The sequence below is a fragment of the Leptolyngbya sp. FACHB-36 genome, assembly GCF_014695955.1.
Classification (GTDB): Bacteria; Cyanobacteriota; Cyanobacteriia; order Leptolyngbyales; family Leptolyngbyaceae; genus FACHB-36.
Map to the genome: position 1 here is coordinate 1 of NZ_JACJPG010000510.1, position 14,255 is coordinate 14,255.

Consider the following 14,255-nt stretch of genomic DNA (forward strand, 5'->3'; position numbering starts at 1 on the left):
CGGTAGCCCAAGTCCACGTTAACTGAGAAGTCGCCTGAAATTCCGGCTCCACCGCCCAGCATTTGATCCACAATGAGTCCGTTGTCTAAATGGGCAACCAAGTCGTCAAATGAGCGACTGCCCTGCTGGATTAGACAGTTGAACAAACCAGGAGTGGGATAGCTGCCTAACCCCGGACGAAAGCCGTTTCCGGTGGTGCCGCTGCCGATCGCTCGCCCCGTGGTGCGATCGGTGTAGAAAAGCTTCAGTACGCCGTTCTCAATAAAGGTAATTGGGCGGGTCGGGGTGCCCTCGTCATCGAACGGGCAGCTAAACGGTCCAACCTCTGGCTGCTGCCGCATTGTAATGTTTGAGGAAATGACTTGCTGGTTGAGGCGATCGCTCCAGGGAGACGCGCCTTCAATCACTTGTTTGCCATTCAAAGCAGCTTGCGCCGTTGCCCACAGCATATCTGCTGCCTTGGAAGTGAACAGAATTGGAACGCGCCCGTTGGGAGACGCAACGTTTTTTCCTGACCACTCCAGACGCTGCAAAATCTGCTGGACGATCGTCTGCGGCTCAAGGGTGCCGCGCTGAGTCTGCCCATCTGAGACACTGAGAAAATCGTCGCCTCGCACCCATTCCGCTGTCAGGTAACAGCTTAGGGTGGTGTCGGTGTAACCGCAGTCTAGCCCGTGAGAGTTGAGCAACCGAGTTGTTTCTGCCTCGCATTCCCACTCCGCTGTGCAGAGAAGCTCCGGGTAGCGATCGCGAATTGACTCGATTGCCTGTTTGCCCCACTCCACCAACTGTTCCACAGGCACGGTTTCGCCCAAATCGGGATAGCGCACCTTGGACCCTTCGGTTAGCTCGATCGTTTCCGCCTCGTTGAGCTGGCTAAGGGCGATTGCGCGATCCACAAGCGCCTGTGGCTCCACAGGTCCGTACGCGACAGCCAGCCCCGGACGCCCCTGCTGCCAGAGACGCAGCGCAATGCCCTCTGCCTGAGTGCTTTCTAGCTGCTTTAGCCGATTTGCCTCAAAAAACACCGGACGCGCCAGCGATCGTGACTGAAACACCTCGGCGGCTTCTGCCCCTGAGCGACGCGCCAGGTCTAGCAGTTGTTCTGCCAGCATCTCGTGTTGCAGGTTGTCGAACTCCATATCCCTCTGAGCTAGCTGCGGATTGTCTGTAGTCCGTTGTCCGTAGCTCGTTGTCCGTAGCCTTCAAGCTGACTACGAACGACGAATCACTTACCCACTGACGACTGACTGCTCATTGCTAGAATCACTTTACGCTAAATTGATCCCTTGCAATAGCCAAAATCCAGCAAACGCTTCAGCTTCAGAATTTGACTGGACTGCGAGAAAATGCACGCCGATCGCTCGCTGCTTGGCTTGCTCAAACTGGCGTGCCTCTTCCTGTAGCTCTGCTTTGGGCAGGCTAGCAAGGGTCCAGCGATCGTCCAGCCCTGTTTCCAGCAGCAGACGAGTCGGGGTTTCAGCATCTAGCGTCACTGCCGCCAGTTCTAACCCGGACATCCAAGCAGCCAGCGCTTTGGCACGCGACGAGATAATCAGCAGTCCGGGAATGGGCGTGTCGGGAGACAGCCCCACTAGACCCAGCGGAAACACCTCACCGAAGTCGATCGCCCACTCGCGCATGTCCTTAAAGGCACTCACATCCAGGCTAACGAACTGCCAGCGATCCCCCAGCAGCGCCGAGGGCAGGGGCTGCGGCGGCGTCACTGGAAAGGTGATGCTAGGGTTTGCCCCCGGCTGATACCCTGGCTCAGTCGGGTACACATCCTGAAACCGCTGCTGCAGCCACCGATTCAACGCGATCGTGCGCCGACTCAGAAGAGCCGGGACGCCAGCGTCCTCACAGGCTTTCAGGATCATGTTGCTCATTGCCTGCCGGAAGAAGCGAATTTTATCCGGTGGGTTAGGAGCCTGCGCGATCGCCGCCTCGATCGCGTCCTTCAGCCAAATCGAGTTAACTTGGGTACTGGGGCAGTACTGGGCGTAGCGGAACAGCCGTGCTGGATCGGCATCAATCTCCAGAGGACTTTCACAAATCAGCACTTCCCACTGTTTTTTATTCTGGTCGTCCAAAATTGGACGCGAATAGTAGTCGAGTTCCCAAATTGTTGGCACGCTCTATTCTCCCAGCAAAGCTTTCCTGGCTCGTCCTTCACGCGACTCAGCTTCCGCCATCACGTCTGCCGTTTTCTCAATCATTTCTCCAGGAAAATTCTCTAGCACTTTGGTGGTTAGAGAAACTCTGCCCTTGCCCTCGTCTAAGTCCGCGATCATCGCTTTCACCACGTCTCCGACCTGGAACAGAGCAGGTAGCGACTGGACGTAGTTTTTGCTGATTTGATTGATATGCAGTAGCCCGGTGGTTCCGTCGAACTCCACGAACACGCCAAAGGGCTTAATGCTGGTCACTTTGCCCTCGATCAGTTGCCCAACCTCCAACTGGCTGAAGCTAGCGGACCGCGTCGCTAATCGATTCGACAGCACGAGCTTGTTAGTATCTGGATTGATTTCGAGTAAGCTGGCGCTGAGCGTTTGCCCCTTGAGCGCGTCGAGGTTTTCTCGCTCGACGAGGTGCGATCGTGGAATGAACCCGCGCAAGCCCTGCACATCTACAGTGACACCGCCTTTATTAACGCCTGTAACTCTCACTTGCAGGCTTTGGTTGCTATCCTGCAGTTCTGCGAGTCGGTCCCACGCCCGCTTGATTTCAAACTGCCGCAGAGATAGCGTGACCTGCCCCTCTGCATTCTGTTCGCGAATAATCATGAACTCTCGATCTTCGCCCAGCGGCAGAATCGCCGACAGATTCGCCACGCGCCGCAGACTTGCCTCCTCAGTCGGCAGAAATGCTGGAGATTTTGCCCCGATGTCTACGAATGCCCCATCAGATTCGTAGCTGACGGGCTTGCCCTGCACAACTTGCCCTTTTTGGAACTGGTAGTCGTAGCCCTCCAGCGCTTTGGCAAAATCGTCCATCGAGAAGGACGCATCGGTGGAGCGAGTTCGAGTTGAATTGGAATCCATGAGAACAAAGAACGCTTACATGAGATCTCCTACTATAGTCGTTTCAAGTTACGGTGGCTCTATTGGCTTTTAGAGGCTGCAGAGCATTGGTTTACTCACCTTACTTTCTACCTGTGCTGCCAAGGTTGCTTAGCCTCCCATGAGGTATGCATTCAACTCATCATTCAAATCGCATCATTCAAAATTCGTCGGCACAGTCTGCTGCCCTCATTCTTCTGATTGGGCTTCCGGGCAGCGGCAAATCGACGATCGCCGCGAAGCTGTTGCAGCAGTCGCGGGGTCAGGTAATTTCGACGGACGCAATCCGGGCGCAGCTATTTGGCAATGAGAGCGTTCAGGGACCGTGGCTGAAAGTTTGGCGCGAAGTCGGGCGGCAGTTCTGGCACGTGGTGCCGTGCATTGCAGCAGGAAAACTAGACTGGGCACTCTACGACGCCACAAACGCCGTGCGGCGGCAGCGACGACAGGCGATCGTCCTTGCTCGCACCTCCGGCTTCACTCACGTAACCGGACTCTGGCTCAACACTCCTCTCGCGCTGTGTTTGGAGCGCAACCAGCAGCGATCTCGTCACGTTCCGATCGAGGTAATTCAGAAGATGCACCGCTGTCTCATCGGCGCACCCCCTGCTCTAGACGAGGGATTCGATCAGCTTGTGGAAATAAAACGTGAGGAGATATTAGGACAAGATGTTAAGACAACTGGTAGTTAGTCTGCGTCTCCGATTTACCAATCGCTAGTACGGCAATTGCTTCCAAACTCTGGGTAGCAACCGATCACAATTCACTGGGAACAGTCGCTATCGTAACAATAGCTCTAGTACAGCTGGGCTAGCCTAAGGCGACCCACGATCGTCTAGAGGAATCGCTATAGTCAGATGGATGCAATGCAGTGATCGCTGTATGAATGAACCACCTCTTAGGGTAGAACTCCTTCGGGCGACGTGTTCTGCCCTGAGTTCTGTTAGATTGAGTCTGAACCCCTTCGTCAGTGCTCAGTTTTGCAGTGTGGATCGCTAAATTGCCCATTATCTCTATCAAGATTTTATAGACAGAACCCCTAGAGGAGACGACTGAATGGCTGCAACGGACTTCAAAGACTTTTACGCCATCTTAGGAGTAACCAAAACTGCCAGCGCCGACGACATCAAAAAGGCATTCCGCAGGCTGGCACGCAAGTATCACCCCGACATGAACCCCGGTGACAAAGCCGCAGAAGCGCGATTCAAAGAAGTCAGCGAGGCGTATGAGGTGCTGTCGGACTCAGAGAAGCGGCAGAAATACGATCGCTTTGGGCAGTACTGGAAGCAGGCAGGACCCCAGCCTGGCTCGTCTCCGTTCGGCAGTGGTAACCCGTTCGGCGGCAATAGCAATAGTAATGTAGACTTTGACAGTTTTGAGTTCGGCGAGTACGGCAGCTTCGACGACTTCATCAATGCCCTGCTGGGACGGATGGGCAATGACAGCGGCTTCGGACGATCGAGCACGAACTACCGCACCTCCACCAGTACTGCAACCGGATTCGATACCACTCCGGGCGTCGGACTTGATAGTGAAGCAACCCTGACACTAACCCTCTCTGAAGCCTTTCAAGGCGTTCAGAAGCGGCTGTCTCTAAGTAGCGAAGAATTTGAAGTCCGAATTCCGGCAGGCGCAAAACCCGGAAGCCGGATTCGCGTTCGTGGCAAAGGTCAGTTTAGCCCTTACTACACGAGTCAGCGGGGCGATTTGTACTTGACGATCGAAATCGCGCCGCACCCGTTCTTTCAGTTTGAGGGCGAAAACTTGGTGTGTGAAGCGGCGATCGCGCCCGACGAGGCGGTGTTAGGTACCCAAATCGAAGTGCCCACTCCAGATGGACCCGTAACGATGAATGTTCCAGCCGGAATTCGTTCTGGTCAATCGCTTCGGCTCCGAGGCAAAGGCTGGCGCAACCCAAAAGGTGGACGCAGCGATCAGCTCGTCCGCGTCGTTATCGTTGCTCCTAAAGACATTAGCCCAACTGAGAAGGAGTACTACGAAAAGATCCGCAGCCTGCGGACGTTCGATCCGCGTGCAGGCTTGAAAGACGTAAAGCTGTAGCGGTTGGTGATTGGTTGTCAGTGGTTAGCTAGGTTTTAAGCAACGTGAGCCAAACCAAACCGCATTTTCTACTGATAACGAACAATTAACGGCTGTATCCTCCAGGTTTCCCTACGTATGTCTGAGCAAATTGTTTTGCAGGTTAACGGTGAATCGCGCACCTGTTCCTCTCATACTCCGCTGCCGCTGTTTCTAGAGCAGTTGGGCATGAATCCTCGGTTAGTGGCTGTGGAATACAACGGAGAAATTCTGCATCGCCAGTTTTGGCAGCAAACCGAAATACAGGCAGGCGATCGTTTGGAAATTGTGACGATCGTCGGCGGTGGATAAGTAATTCATGCCAGCTATTACAGCGGTGCCAGATTAACTGCGTAAGCTGGAATCAACGGGTAGAACGAGGTTCAGATGGAAATTGGCGTGCCGAAGGAAACGAAGGATCAAGAGTTTCGGGTGGGGTTAAGTCCAGGCAGTGTGCGCGGCTTAACCGAGCAGAGACACGCAGTATTCGTAGAAACCCAAGCGGGGCTTGGAGCGGGATTTAGTGACGCAGACTATGAACAGGTAGGAGCCACAATCGTTCCCGATGCTAAGTCTGCCTGGGATCGGGATTTAGTCGTCAAAGTCAAAGAGCCATTGGCAGCAGAGTATGGCTTTCTGCAAAAGGGGCAACTGCTGTTTACCTACCTGCACTTGGCAGCAAATCGCGCGCTGACCGAGCAGTTGCTTGAACGGGGTACTACCGCGATCGCTTACGAAACGGTAGAACTGCCGGACCAACGCCTGCCGCTTCTCGCACCGATGAGCATCATTGCCGGACGGCTAGCCGTGCAGTTTGGCGCCCGCTTTTTAGAGCGGCAGCAAGGAGGACGGGGCGTGCTATTGGGCGGCGTACCCGGTGTGTCGCCGGGTCGAGTGGTAATTTTGGGCGGGGGCGTTGTCGGCACAGAAGCCGCGCGGATGGCGATCGGTATGGGTGCCCGTGTGCAAATTCTGGATGTCAATGTCGATCGCTTGGCGTATTTGGAGACCCTATTCGGCTCCAGAGCCGAGTTGCTCTACAGCAGTTCTAGCCAAATTGAGTCAGTGGTGTCGGACGCCGATTTACTGGTGGGCGCGGTGCTGGTGCTGGCGCGGAAAGCTCCGGTGCTGGTGTCGCGATCGTCGGTGCGACAGATGCGTCCCGGTTCGGTGATTGTCGATGTCGCGGTGGATCAAGGCGGCTGCGTCGAAACGGTCCGCCCGACCTCTCATACGCAGCCAACCTATGTCGAAGAAGGCGTAGTGCACTATGGCGTGCCCAATATGCCCGGAGCCGTTCCCTGGACGGCAACGCAAGCGCTCAACAACAGTACTTTTCCGTATGTGCTGAAGCTAGCGAATAACGGGATGGACGCGCTAGAGCGCGATCGTGCCCTCGCGCGAGGGCTAAACGTGCAGAACCACCGTCTCGTACATCCTGCTGTGCAGGACGTGTTTCCTGATTTGGTGCATTGAGCGATTGCGCAACTTCCATACCAATTTGAAATTCTTCCGGACTTGCCCCCCCAGTCTGGAAAGAAGGAATGGTAGATGCACCCTGATTTTGCCCCGGAGGTTCGCCTCTGGGGTTTTTTCTTTTCTAAGTCACGTGTCTGAACTACGGCACGTGGTCAGAGTGGGGTGACTCCGATCCTGATTCAGTCGCTGACAATGGAGCAACATCGGGCAGCGATCGCCGCAGACCGTACAGCCAGAACAAGCCGATCGCACCAATGGCAATTTGTGTCAGGCTAACCACTTGGGCAATTCGCAGCGGTCCCAACATTAGGCTGTCCATTCGCAACCCCTCGATCCAAAAGCGACCGCAGCTATACGCAACCAGGTAGACCAGGAATAGCGTGCCAACTTTAAGCTTTGAGGGATGCCGCAATCCCCAAAAAAACAGCGCCATTAGAATCCCGAATACCATCAAGTTCCACACTGATTCATAGAGAAATGTGGGATGAAAGTAGTCAAAATTCTCATAGCCAGCGGGACGGCGAGGAATTTCCTGCCCGTTCTCAATGACCACGCGCGGAATGTACAGCTTCCAGGGCAAATCAGTTGGGCGTCCAAATGCCTCAGAGTTGAAGAAGTTACCCCAGCGTCCGATCGCCTGCCCCAGAATCAGCGACGGAGCTACGAGATCTGCTAGCTGCCAGAACGGTATTTTTCGTAGTCGCGCAAAAATTGCTGCCGCAATCAGCCCGCCTAAGATTGCACCATGAATCGCAATTCCGCCTTTCCAAATTGCAAAAATCTGGTCAGGGCGCTGGGCGTACTCGTTCCATTGAAACAGCACGTAGTACAGCCGCGCACTGGGGATTGCAGCAATGACTAGCCATAGCGCCAGATCGCTCATTGCCTCCGAATTAATCCGACGACGACTCGCTAATACCTGAGACAGCGTAACCCCAATCAACACGGCTGATGCGATCAGTAATCCGTACCAGCGAATTGAGAGCGATCCCCACTCAAACACGATCGGTCCTGGAGAGGTAAATTGAAACGCCGGAATCAGATGAGACCACAGCATGGGAAAACTCCTGATTGCTCAGATATTGATTGTATGTCGCGTTGGGCGATCGACGGTGAATCAGAAACGAAGGCTGTGGTTTAAGGTCGCAAATGGGGAATGCTCTAGAGCAACCACACTGCTTAGTTGAAGCCATGCTGAGATCGCCCCAGTCTCCGGTTGCCCTCGCATCTTTGGAAAATTCCGTCTCGCCCGGAGCCATCTCGTTTGACACGATCGGCCAAACAGTGATTTGTCTGGAGGAGCCGTGGTTCAACGAACTAACACAGCCAACGATGCTGGCTCCATCCGTTGCCGCGATGCAGCGGTTAGTGATGCTCCTTTGCAGTCTACGCTCTAACAGCAAGCAGTTTTCCCAGGAGCCAACTCCAGAAAGCCTCGCTCCGTACGTCAGTGAGGAAGCCTACGATCTGCTGGACGCTTTGCAGGCAGAGGAGACAGAGAGCCGCACCCAGTGCGAAACGAGCGACAAGACGTTAAACCCGGCGCTGATCGAGATCGAGTCCCTAATTCCTTATCTGCTTTGGGGTGTTGCCCGCAGTTCCTATAGCGCCATGCAGATGATTGAAGGGGTACGGGGTCAGTGCTTCGATCGGGCGTGGACCACAGGCATGGTGCGGCTCGTAGTGATGCTGCAGGTAGAAGCGCCCACCGTGCGCTGGTGCGTCGATCTGGCAACTCGTTGTGCGGTGGGATCGCTGCTGGCTACAGAGGCGCAAATTCGTTCTGATGCGCCGTTGCTGCCCGTGGCAGACGAAGCAACCCAGCGGGTCGATCGCCAACTGCAAGCGCTATCTCAGCAGATCGAAGCAGCAACTTCAGCGTTGAAGCCGCTGCTAGACGGTGTGACTGTAGACCTGCTACAGCCTAATCAGAACTGGCAGCGCGGCACGCTTCAACTCAAGCTGGGACTTGAGTTTATGCCGTATGAAGACAGCAATCCTCAAACTGCTTCTCATTTGACACCAGCAACGCCTGCTGCTCCACCGTTTGATGGTTCTAGTTTAATCCGGTTACGCGAGCCAGGAGTGCACGCTTTTCACATGACCGCTTCACACCATTTAGTGAGTGCGGTCTCGCATTTACGATCACAGAACGTCACTGATCCGCAACTACACCTAGACTTGGTTCAGGCAGCGTGGAACGTGCTTGATGGCTTTCAATCACGGGATCTCAACTTTCTGCAACCGCAACTACTAATGGATGAGTTCATGCCACAGCTTCTCTGGCAAGTGACTCGTAGCGGATATGATGTGATGCAATTGGTTGGTGGCGTCGAAGCTCAAGTGCTTCAGCCAGCACTACCGTGGGAGCAAGGCAGTTTGCGACTGGCAGCAACCTTAACGGTTGTATCTGGCACTCGCCTGTGTCGCTATGACTTATCAACGGGTCAGTGCCTTACGACAGACGCAGTACCCTTACCGCTAGACGCAATCGTGCAATCCAGCGCGATCGCGCTGTGTCGCCAGCCAGTCCGACTCTCAGTGCTGTCAGCTTACCTGAAACAGGTTATTCAAGTGACGACCCCTGAAATTAATCAGCTTGCCAGCGGGATCGCGATCGAGTCACTCAACGAAACCCATGAGTGGCAATCTGGCACACTACGACTGTGTCTTGATCTAACGTTTGCCGTCTAAGATTCAACGATGTACGTTTACGCCCTTCTTAATGCCCCGACACGGACCCTGAAACTGCCTCACGGTATTGAGGGTCCCCTAAGCCTGGTGTGCGTCGATCGTCTAGCCGCTCTTGTCGAGCCGTTATCTCCAGAGTGCTTGCCTCAAGACGGGGATCGTCTACTGGAGGCTGTTTTAGCGCACGATCGCGTTCTGCGCCACCTGTTTCAGCAAACCTCAATTCTGCCACTGCCCTTCCTGAGAACCTTCTTCTCTGAGGCAGGACTAAGGGAACAGTTGTCAACTCAGCAGCAGCACTATCTCGGTGCTTTGGCTCAGCTAGAGGGCAAAGTGGAATACCAATTGACACTTACGCCGATCGAGCGATCGGAACCCACTTTTCCAACGACCCTCACGGGCAAAAATTATTTTTTGGCTAAGAAGCAGCACTATCAAGCACAGCAGTCACAACAGATTCAACAGCAGCAGGAGCTTGAAGCCATTGTCCGACTGCTCCAGCAGCTCCCCGCTCGTTTCTCTATTGAACAAGGTCAAGCAAGCGTTGAACACATCTATTTGCTCGTTGACAAAAACGAGGAGCGACTTCACCAGCACCTCCAAGCCGCGCAGCTCAAATGCGAACACTGGCAACTCACCATTGGTGAAGCTCTACCCCCATTTCACTTTGTTGGGTGAGGTACTAAAGCCACGATCGTAGAAATCAAGAGAAAAAGGGCAGCCGAGACGAGCTTTGTACAAGCTTGCACAACCTAAGCTCAGTTCCCTGGCTATTCCACTGTACCTGGTCAAAAATCTGATGAAGAATGTAGAGACCACGTCCACACTCTCGCTGGTCACATGGCAAATTTGGGTCAGACTCTGCACAGGGGGGCGGAGCAAACCCCGCGCCCTGGTCCGTAATTACCCACCAGTACTGATTGGCTGAGGCAGAGAAGCGCACCAGAACAGTCTTACCAGGATCAAGCTTGTTTCCATGCTTTGCTGCGTTGACTAACGCTTCCTGAAGACCTAAGCGAACTTCTGGCCTCCATTTAGACGGGATCTCAGCAAGTAAGAGATCCAGGATCGGAAGAAGATACAGCGTAGAGGCAAAGCTCACCGTGTTCCAGTGACGTTTAACCGGACGGGATGAGACAGCAATCACTCAAAGAACCCCGTAGCTTTCAAGTAGAGTTAAACCAGTAATAATAAAGCCGAATCAGAGCAATCTACAGGAATTAAATCGTGTCGTTTAGCTTCACGAAGCAGCAGCCCTGTGCGAGCTACTACAACGCTAATAACCCACTAATGCACTCGTATTTTATTCAGGAAAGCTCAGAATTTGTCTGAGTCGTTTAAGCACAGAAGTCTTCATCCGTTGATGAAATTCACGTGCAATCATTTCGCTGTACTGCCATCCTATCAAAGTGCTGATTGAAAATCACGTTTTATACGAATTTTCAATCAGTTTTCCAGCTTCGTATCTTAGATTTTGAAGTTTCTACTGATTTAGAATAATTTCCTAGTTAAAGACGATACCTGTAGGGCGACTGGTTTAGGTAAAAAAGCGGGTTTGGAATGATTATTGTGCGTAAAATGACAGGCACTTGCTTGAGTTGGTTCTCAAGGACGATCGCATCCCCCTAGAAAAGCTGCTCCAGGGATCGAAAATCTTTTTCCACTTCCGCCCAGAGCGATCGATTATGCGGATCAGTTCGCAGCGCTTTCTTGAGGTAGAGGCGAGCTTTGTCTAGCTGGTGTTCTTGAATCAGATGTCTTCCGCACTGCTGGTAGACGATTGCCTGCCACTGAACCACTTCAGGATCGTGCGGCAGGCGCTGAGCCAGTCCTTCAACCAGCGCGATCGCCCGTGGAAATCGACGGGTCTTCAAAAACTGCTGTAGCTGCTCGTAGGAACTTGTCTTAAGCTGCTGCTCGATCGGCGATAGATGGTTGAGGTCTACCGTAGCTGAAGAGTGAGTGCGGGGACGCTGCGACTGGGGGCTGGTTTTATGGATTACCGTTTTTGCTGGGCTAGTTGAAGGCTTTGTCGGGCTAGTTGGAGGCGGCACAGGTGCGGATGCAGCGGAATCAGTCACATTGGCCAGCAAGAACTTGTAAGCCGCCGTTACCTCAATGAATTTCTCTTTTGCCCGATAGTCACCGGGATTCACGTCCGGGTGATACTGCCTTGCCAATCGTCGGTAGGACGCTTTGATCTGCTCAAATGATGCCCCAGCCTTTAGTCCTAATACGCGGTAACACTCAGCAAGGTTCATCGCAATGAGAGACGGCAGAATGATTCATTCTGCCATTGATGGGGGAGGATAGATCAAAGATGGATTTAGGGGCAGACTCCTCTACCCCTACGTACCGCTACGCTGCGGCGCTGACGTTTTCAATCACAGTGTCGATCAAGCCGTACTCTTTTGCCTCTTGAGCCGATAGAAAATAGTCGCGATCGGTATCTTTTTCGATCTTTTCTAGCGGTTGACCTGTGCGCTCTGCCAGCATTTCATTCAGTTGGCGCCGCAGACGCAGAATTTCTCGCGCCTCGATCTCAATGTCCGTGGCTTGGCGGCGTCCGGTGCCACCGAGAGGTTGGTGAATCATAATGCGCGAGTGAGGCAGCGCCAGTCGCTTGCCTTTGCTGCCTGCGGCTAGGAGAAAAGCACCCATTGATGCGGCAAGTCCGACGCAGATCGTGACGACTTCGGACTTGATGTGCTGCATGGTGTCGTAGATTGCCATGCCTGCGGTGACAGAGCCACCGGGAGAGTTGATGTACAGGTAGATTGGCTTGGTTTGGTCTTCGGAGTCGAGGTACAGCATGTACGCGACGATCGCGTTAGCAATGCCGTCATCCACTTCTTCAGCCAGGAAGATAATGCGCTCCCGGAACAGTCGCTCGTAGATGCCGATCCACTGCTCGTAAGCGCTGCCGGGAAGACGATAAGGGACGCTGGGAATTCCAATTGGCATAAGACAAAGGGGGAGAGTAGTTCGTAGTTCGTAAGTTCGTAGTATTTAGTTCTTAGCTACTAGCTGGGTTAGTCGGTTGTCCAGACTAACGACTAATAACTAACGGCTAACGACTCATGGCTTCTTTCGTGCTGGCAAGGACTTGATCGATCAGTCCGTACTCTTTGGCTTCTTCGGGAGACAGGTAAAAGGTGCGGTCCATGTCTTTGGCAAGGCGATCGACGGGCTGACCTGTGTTTCTGGAGAAGATGTCAAGAACCAAGGCGCGTTTTTCGATGACCTCGGCGGCGGCGATTTGGATGTCAGTTGCCTGACCGCGCGATCCGGCGCTGGGGTGATTGAGCGCGATCATGGAATGGGGCAGACTGGCGCGTTTGCCCTTGGTTCCTGCTGACAGCAGCATTGCCGACAGTCCGATCGCCTGTCCTAGACAGATGGTGACGACTTCAGATTTAATGTGCCGCATTGTATCGTAGACGGCTAGCGCCGCCGTCACGGACATCATGCCGATCGAGGCGTCCGCCATGCCTGCTTCTACCGGATCGCCGAAGGAGTTGATGTACAGATAGATCGGCTTGGTCTGGTCCTCCGATTCGAGGTAGAGCATCGAAGAGATCAGCGAGTTCGCCAGTCCCATCGAGAGCGGCTGATTCAGAAAAACAATCCGCTCTTGGCTGAGGCGAGTGTAGATGTTGATCCACTGCCAGTAGGGACTGCCCGGAACGTTGTAGGGCACCCGCATAATTTCATCAACAGGCATAGGCGATTCCTTTTAAGGGTATTAGCTCTTAGTGATTATTAGTGATTAGTTGAGTCACGGTGGACTGCCCGGAGTAACCACTAATCACTCATGATTAAGCAAGAGCGGGAAGGGGAACCGGAAGATCTTTGGTGCTTTCGAGGACGCGATCGATCAGTCCGTACTCTTTCGCTTCTTGGGGCGTCATATAGAACGTACGATCGGTGTCCTTGGCGAGTTTTTCTACTGGCTGCCCTGTGTTCTTCGCCATGATGTCCAGCGTGGCTTCCTTGTTTAACAGGACTTCTTTTGCCCGGATTTGGATGTCCGTCGCTTGTGCTTGTCCCATTCCGGTGCGCGGCTGGTTGAGGACGATCGTTGCGTGAGGCAAACTGGCGCGGGAGCCTCTAGCTCCGGCAGACAAAATCATCGTTGCTGTGCCCATTGCCTGACCGATACAGATCGTATGCACAGGCGGCTTAATGTAGCTAATTGTGTCGCAGATTGCGAAGGCTTCGGTTTCGTAGCCGATCGAATCGCCAGTATACCAGGACGTTCCAGTCGAGTTGATGTAGAAGAAGATGGGCTTGTCTGGGTCAGAGAACTGCAGATAGAGGAGCTGAGCGATAATCAACTTGGTGACATCGACGCCAAGCTGCCGCTTAAAATCATCCGACGAAACCAGCGGTAAGCCGAGATAAATGATTCGTTCTTTCAGCAGCAGAGAGGGCAGATCGGGCGGTGGAGTTCGGTAAAACGAATCTCCTCCTCCGTAGTAGGGCGATTGAACAGCCTTGATTGGGGAATCCATAGCGTAGTAATGCCTGTAACAATGGCTCTGTACCCATGGTAGCGCGAGAGGAAAGAATTAAAGTGGAGGGAATTCCGCCACTCAAACCGCAACTCAATCTGCGAAACCTCGTATAGTTGTGCGTAATCTCAGCCGTTCGCCTTGTAGTTATTCGTCTCTTGTTCTTGGAGATTTCTGTAATGAAAGTCGGTTTACAGCCTACGTTGAGTGATGCCAATATCGATGTGACTCAAGCGGCAAGTCAGCGGCAGTTGTCGATCGCCATTACCGCGATCGCCGAAGAGCTTAGCCGCAGCGTGTCACTGAACCTGTGTTTGATTTTGGATCACAGCGGTTCGATGGGGGGACGCCCGATCGACACCGTGAAGCGAGCCGCCCAGCAAATTGTGGACCAGCTCTCGCCGCTGGACCGCCTCTCAGTCGTCGCCTT

Annotated in this window: 15 protein-coding genes and 1 pseudogene; 7 read left to right on the forward strand and 9 right to left on the reverse strand. The window is 53.6% G+C overall.

From position 1 onward, the window contains the following. The 3 genes from H6F43_RS14555 to H6F43_RS14565 all read right to left on the reverse strand — a co-directional run. A partial coding sequence (locus H6F43_RS14555; RefSeq protein ID WP_190343455.1) for a TldD/PmbA family protein occupies positions 1-1,142 on the reverse strand: 1,142 nt, incomplete at its 3' end. 129 nt (positions 1,143-1,271) lie between these two features. Continuing rightward, entirely contained in the window at positions 1,272-2,135 is an 864-nt protein-coding gene (locus tag H6F43_RS14560; protein WP_190343456.1) for a Tab2 family RNA-binding protein, read from the reverse strand. Positions 2,136-2,138: 3 nt separating this feature from the next. Next, on the reverse strand, positions 2,139-3,044 hold the full coding sequence (locus H6F43_RS14565; RefSeq protein ID WP_190343457.1) for a S1 RNA-binding domain-containing protein: 906 nt from the start codon (positions 3,042-3,044) through the stop codon (positions 2,139-2,141). 146 nt (positions 3,045-3,190) lie between these two features. On the opposite strand from H6F43_RS14565, the gene H6F43_RS14570 reads away from it, so the two are divergent. From H6F43_RS14570 to ald, 4 genes are all read left to right on the forward strand, one after another. Next, positions 3,191-3,754, forward strand: coding sequence for an AAA family ATPase (locus tag H6F43_RS14570; protein ID WP_190343458.1), 564 nt, complete (start codon positions 3,191-3,193; stop codon positions 3,752-3,754). 364 nt (positions 3,755-4,118) lie between these two features. After that, on the forward strand, positions 4,119-5,123 hold the full coding sequence (locus H6F43_RS14575; RefSeq protein WP_190343459.1) for a DnaJ C-terminal domain-containing protein: 1,005 nt from the start codon (positions 4,119-4,121) through the stop codon (positions 5,121-5,123). 117 nt (positions 5,124-5,240) lie between these two features. Beyond that, positions 5,241-5,453: a sulfur carrier protein ThiS gene (gene thiS, locus H6F43_RS14580; protein ID WP_190343460.1), complete on the forward strand. Its 213-nt coding sequence runs from the start codon at positions 5,241-5,243 to the stop codon at positions 5,451-5,453. Positions 5,454-5,528: 75 nt separating this feature from the next. Further along, on the forward strand, positions 5,529-6,617 hold the full coding sequence (ald, locus tag H6F43_RS14585) for an alanine dehydrogenase (protein WP_190343461.1): 1,089 nt from the start codon (positions 5,529-5,531) through the stop codon (positions 6,615-6,617). A gap of 142 nt (positions 6,618-6,759) precedes the next feature. Here ald and lgt read toward each other — a convergent pair whose 3' ends face one another. Next, positions 6,760-7,677, reverse strand: a complete 918-nt coding sequence (lgt, locus tag H6F43_RS14590; RefSeq protein ID WP_190343462.1) for a prolipoprotein diacylglyceryl transferase — start codon at positions 7,675-7,677, stop codon at positions 6,760-6,762. Positions 7,678-7,811: 134 nt separating this feature from the next. Here lgt and H6F43_RS14595 point away from each other — a divergent pair, with 134 nt between their 5' ends. After that, positions 7,812-9,314: a hypothetical protein gene (locus tag H6F43_RS14595; RefSeq protein ID WP_206754571.1), complete on the forward strand. Its 1,503-nt coding sequence runs from the start codon at positions 7,812-7,814 to the stop codon at positions 9,312-9,314. A gap of 9 nt (positions 9,315-9,323) precedes the next feature. Beyond that, positions 9,324-9,989 carry a GvpL/GvpF family gas vesicle protein gene (locus tag H6F43_RS14600; RefSeq protein WP_190343464.1) on the forward strand — a complete coding sequence of 222 codons (666 nt, stop codon included), beginning with the start codon at positions 9,324-9,326 and terminating at the stop codon, positions 9,987-9,989. A gap of 25 nt (positions 9,990-10,014) precedes the next feature. Here the strand turns inward: H6F43_RS14600 and H6F43_RS14605 are convergent, their stop codons facing one another. The 5 genes from H6F43_RS14605 to H6F43_RS14625 all read right to left on the reverse strand — a co-directional run bounded on the left by H6F43_RS14605 (position 10,015) and on the right by H6F43_RS14625 (position 13,825). Continuing rightward, positions 10,015-10,458 (reverse strand): ATP-binding protein, encoded by a 444-nt coding sequence (locus H6F43_RS14605; protein WP_190343465.1) that lies wholly within the window; start codon positions 10,456-10,458, stop codon positions 10,015-10,017. 478 nt (positions 10,459-10,936) lie between these two features. Further along, on the reverse strand, positions 10,937-11,572 hold the full coding sequence (locus H6F43_RS14610; RefSeq protein ID WP_190343466.1) for a J domain-containing protein: 636 nt from the start codon (positions 11,570-11,572) through the stop codon (positions 10,937-10,939). A gap of 97 nt (positions 11,573-11,669) precedes the next feature. Continuing rightward, positions 11,670-12,275, reverse strand: coding sequence for an ATP-dependent Clp protease proteolytic subunit (locus H6F43_RS14615; RefSeq protein ID WP_190343467.1), 606 nt, complete (start codon positions 12,273-12,275; stop codon positions 11,670-11,672). A 106-nt stretch (positions 12,276-12,381) separates the two neighbouring features. Next, the gene (locus H6F43_RS14620) at positions 12,382-13,035 is read right to left on the reverse strand and encodes an ATP-dependent Clp protease proteolytic subunit (protein ID WP_190343468.1); all 654 of its coding nucleotides are present in this window, start codon (positions 13,033-13,035) and stop codon (positions 12,382-12,384) included. Between the two features lie 94 nt (positions 13,036-13,129). Further along, positions 13,130-13,825 (reverse strand): ATP-dependent Clp protease proteolytic subunit, encoded by a 696-nt coding sequence (locus H6F43_RS14625; RefSeq protein ID WP_190343469.1) that lies wholly within the window; start codon positions 13,823-13,825, stop codon positions 13,130-13,132. A 179-nt stretch (positions 13,826-14,004) separates the two neighbouring features. Here H6F43_RS14625 and H6F43_RS14630 point away from each other — a divergent pair. After that, positions 14,005-14,255 (forward strand): annotated as a pseudogene (locus tag H6F43_RS14630) (hypothetical protein); the annotation flags it as partial.

Excerpts from the sequence above, each read along its gene's own strand:
- H6F43_RS14565 (WP_190343457.1), bottom strand. The coding sequence starts at position 3,044 with ATGGATTCCAATTCAACTCGAACTCGCTCCACCGATGCGTCCTTCTCG.
- H6F43_RS14570 (WP_190343458.1), top strand. The coding sequence starts at position 3,191 with ATGCATTCAACTCATCATTCAAATCGCATCATTCAAAATTCGTCGGCA.
- H6F43_RS14575 (WP_190343459.1), top strand. The coding sequence starts at position 4,119 with ATGGCTGCAACGGACTTCAAAGACTTTTACGCCATCTTAGGAGTAACC.
- thiS (WP_190343460.1), top strand. The coding sequence starts at position 5,241 with ATGTCTGAGCAAATTGTTTTGCAGGTTAACGGTGAATCGCGCACCTGT.
- ald (WP_190343461.1), top strand. The coding sequence starts at position 5,529 with ATGGAAATTGGCGTGCCGAAGGAAACGAAGGATCAAGAGTTTCGGGTG.
- lgt (WP_190343462.1), bottom strand. The coding sequence starts at position 7,677 with ATGCTGTGGTCTCATCTGATTCCGGCGTTTCAATTTACCTCTCCAGGA.
- H6F43_RS14595 (WP_206754571.1), top strand. The coding sequence starts at position 7,812 with ATGCTGAGATCGCCCCAGTCTCCGGTTGCCCTCGCATCTTTGGAAAAT.
- H6F43_RS14600 (WP_190343464.1), top strand. The coding sequence starts at position 9,324 with ATGTACGTTTACGCCCTTCTTAATGCCCCGACACGGACCCTGAAACTG.
- H6F43_RS14610 (WP_190343466.1), bottom strand. The coding sequence starts at position 11,572 with ATGAACCTTGCTGAGTGTTACCGCGTATTAGGACTAAAGGCTGGGGCA.
- H6F43_RS14615 (WP_190343467.1), bottom strand. The coding sequence starts at position 12,275 with ATGCCAATTGGAATTCCCAGCGTCCCTTATCGTCTTCCCGGCAGCGCT.
- H6F43_RS14620 (WP_190343468.1), bottom strand. The coding sequence starts at position 13,035 with ATGCCTGTTGATGAAATTATGCGGGTGCCCTACAACGTTCCGGGCAGT.
- H6F43_RS14625 (WP_190343469.1), bottom strand. The coding sequence starts at position 13,825 with ATGGATTCCCCAATCAAGGCTGTTCAATCGCCCTACTACGGAGGAGGA.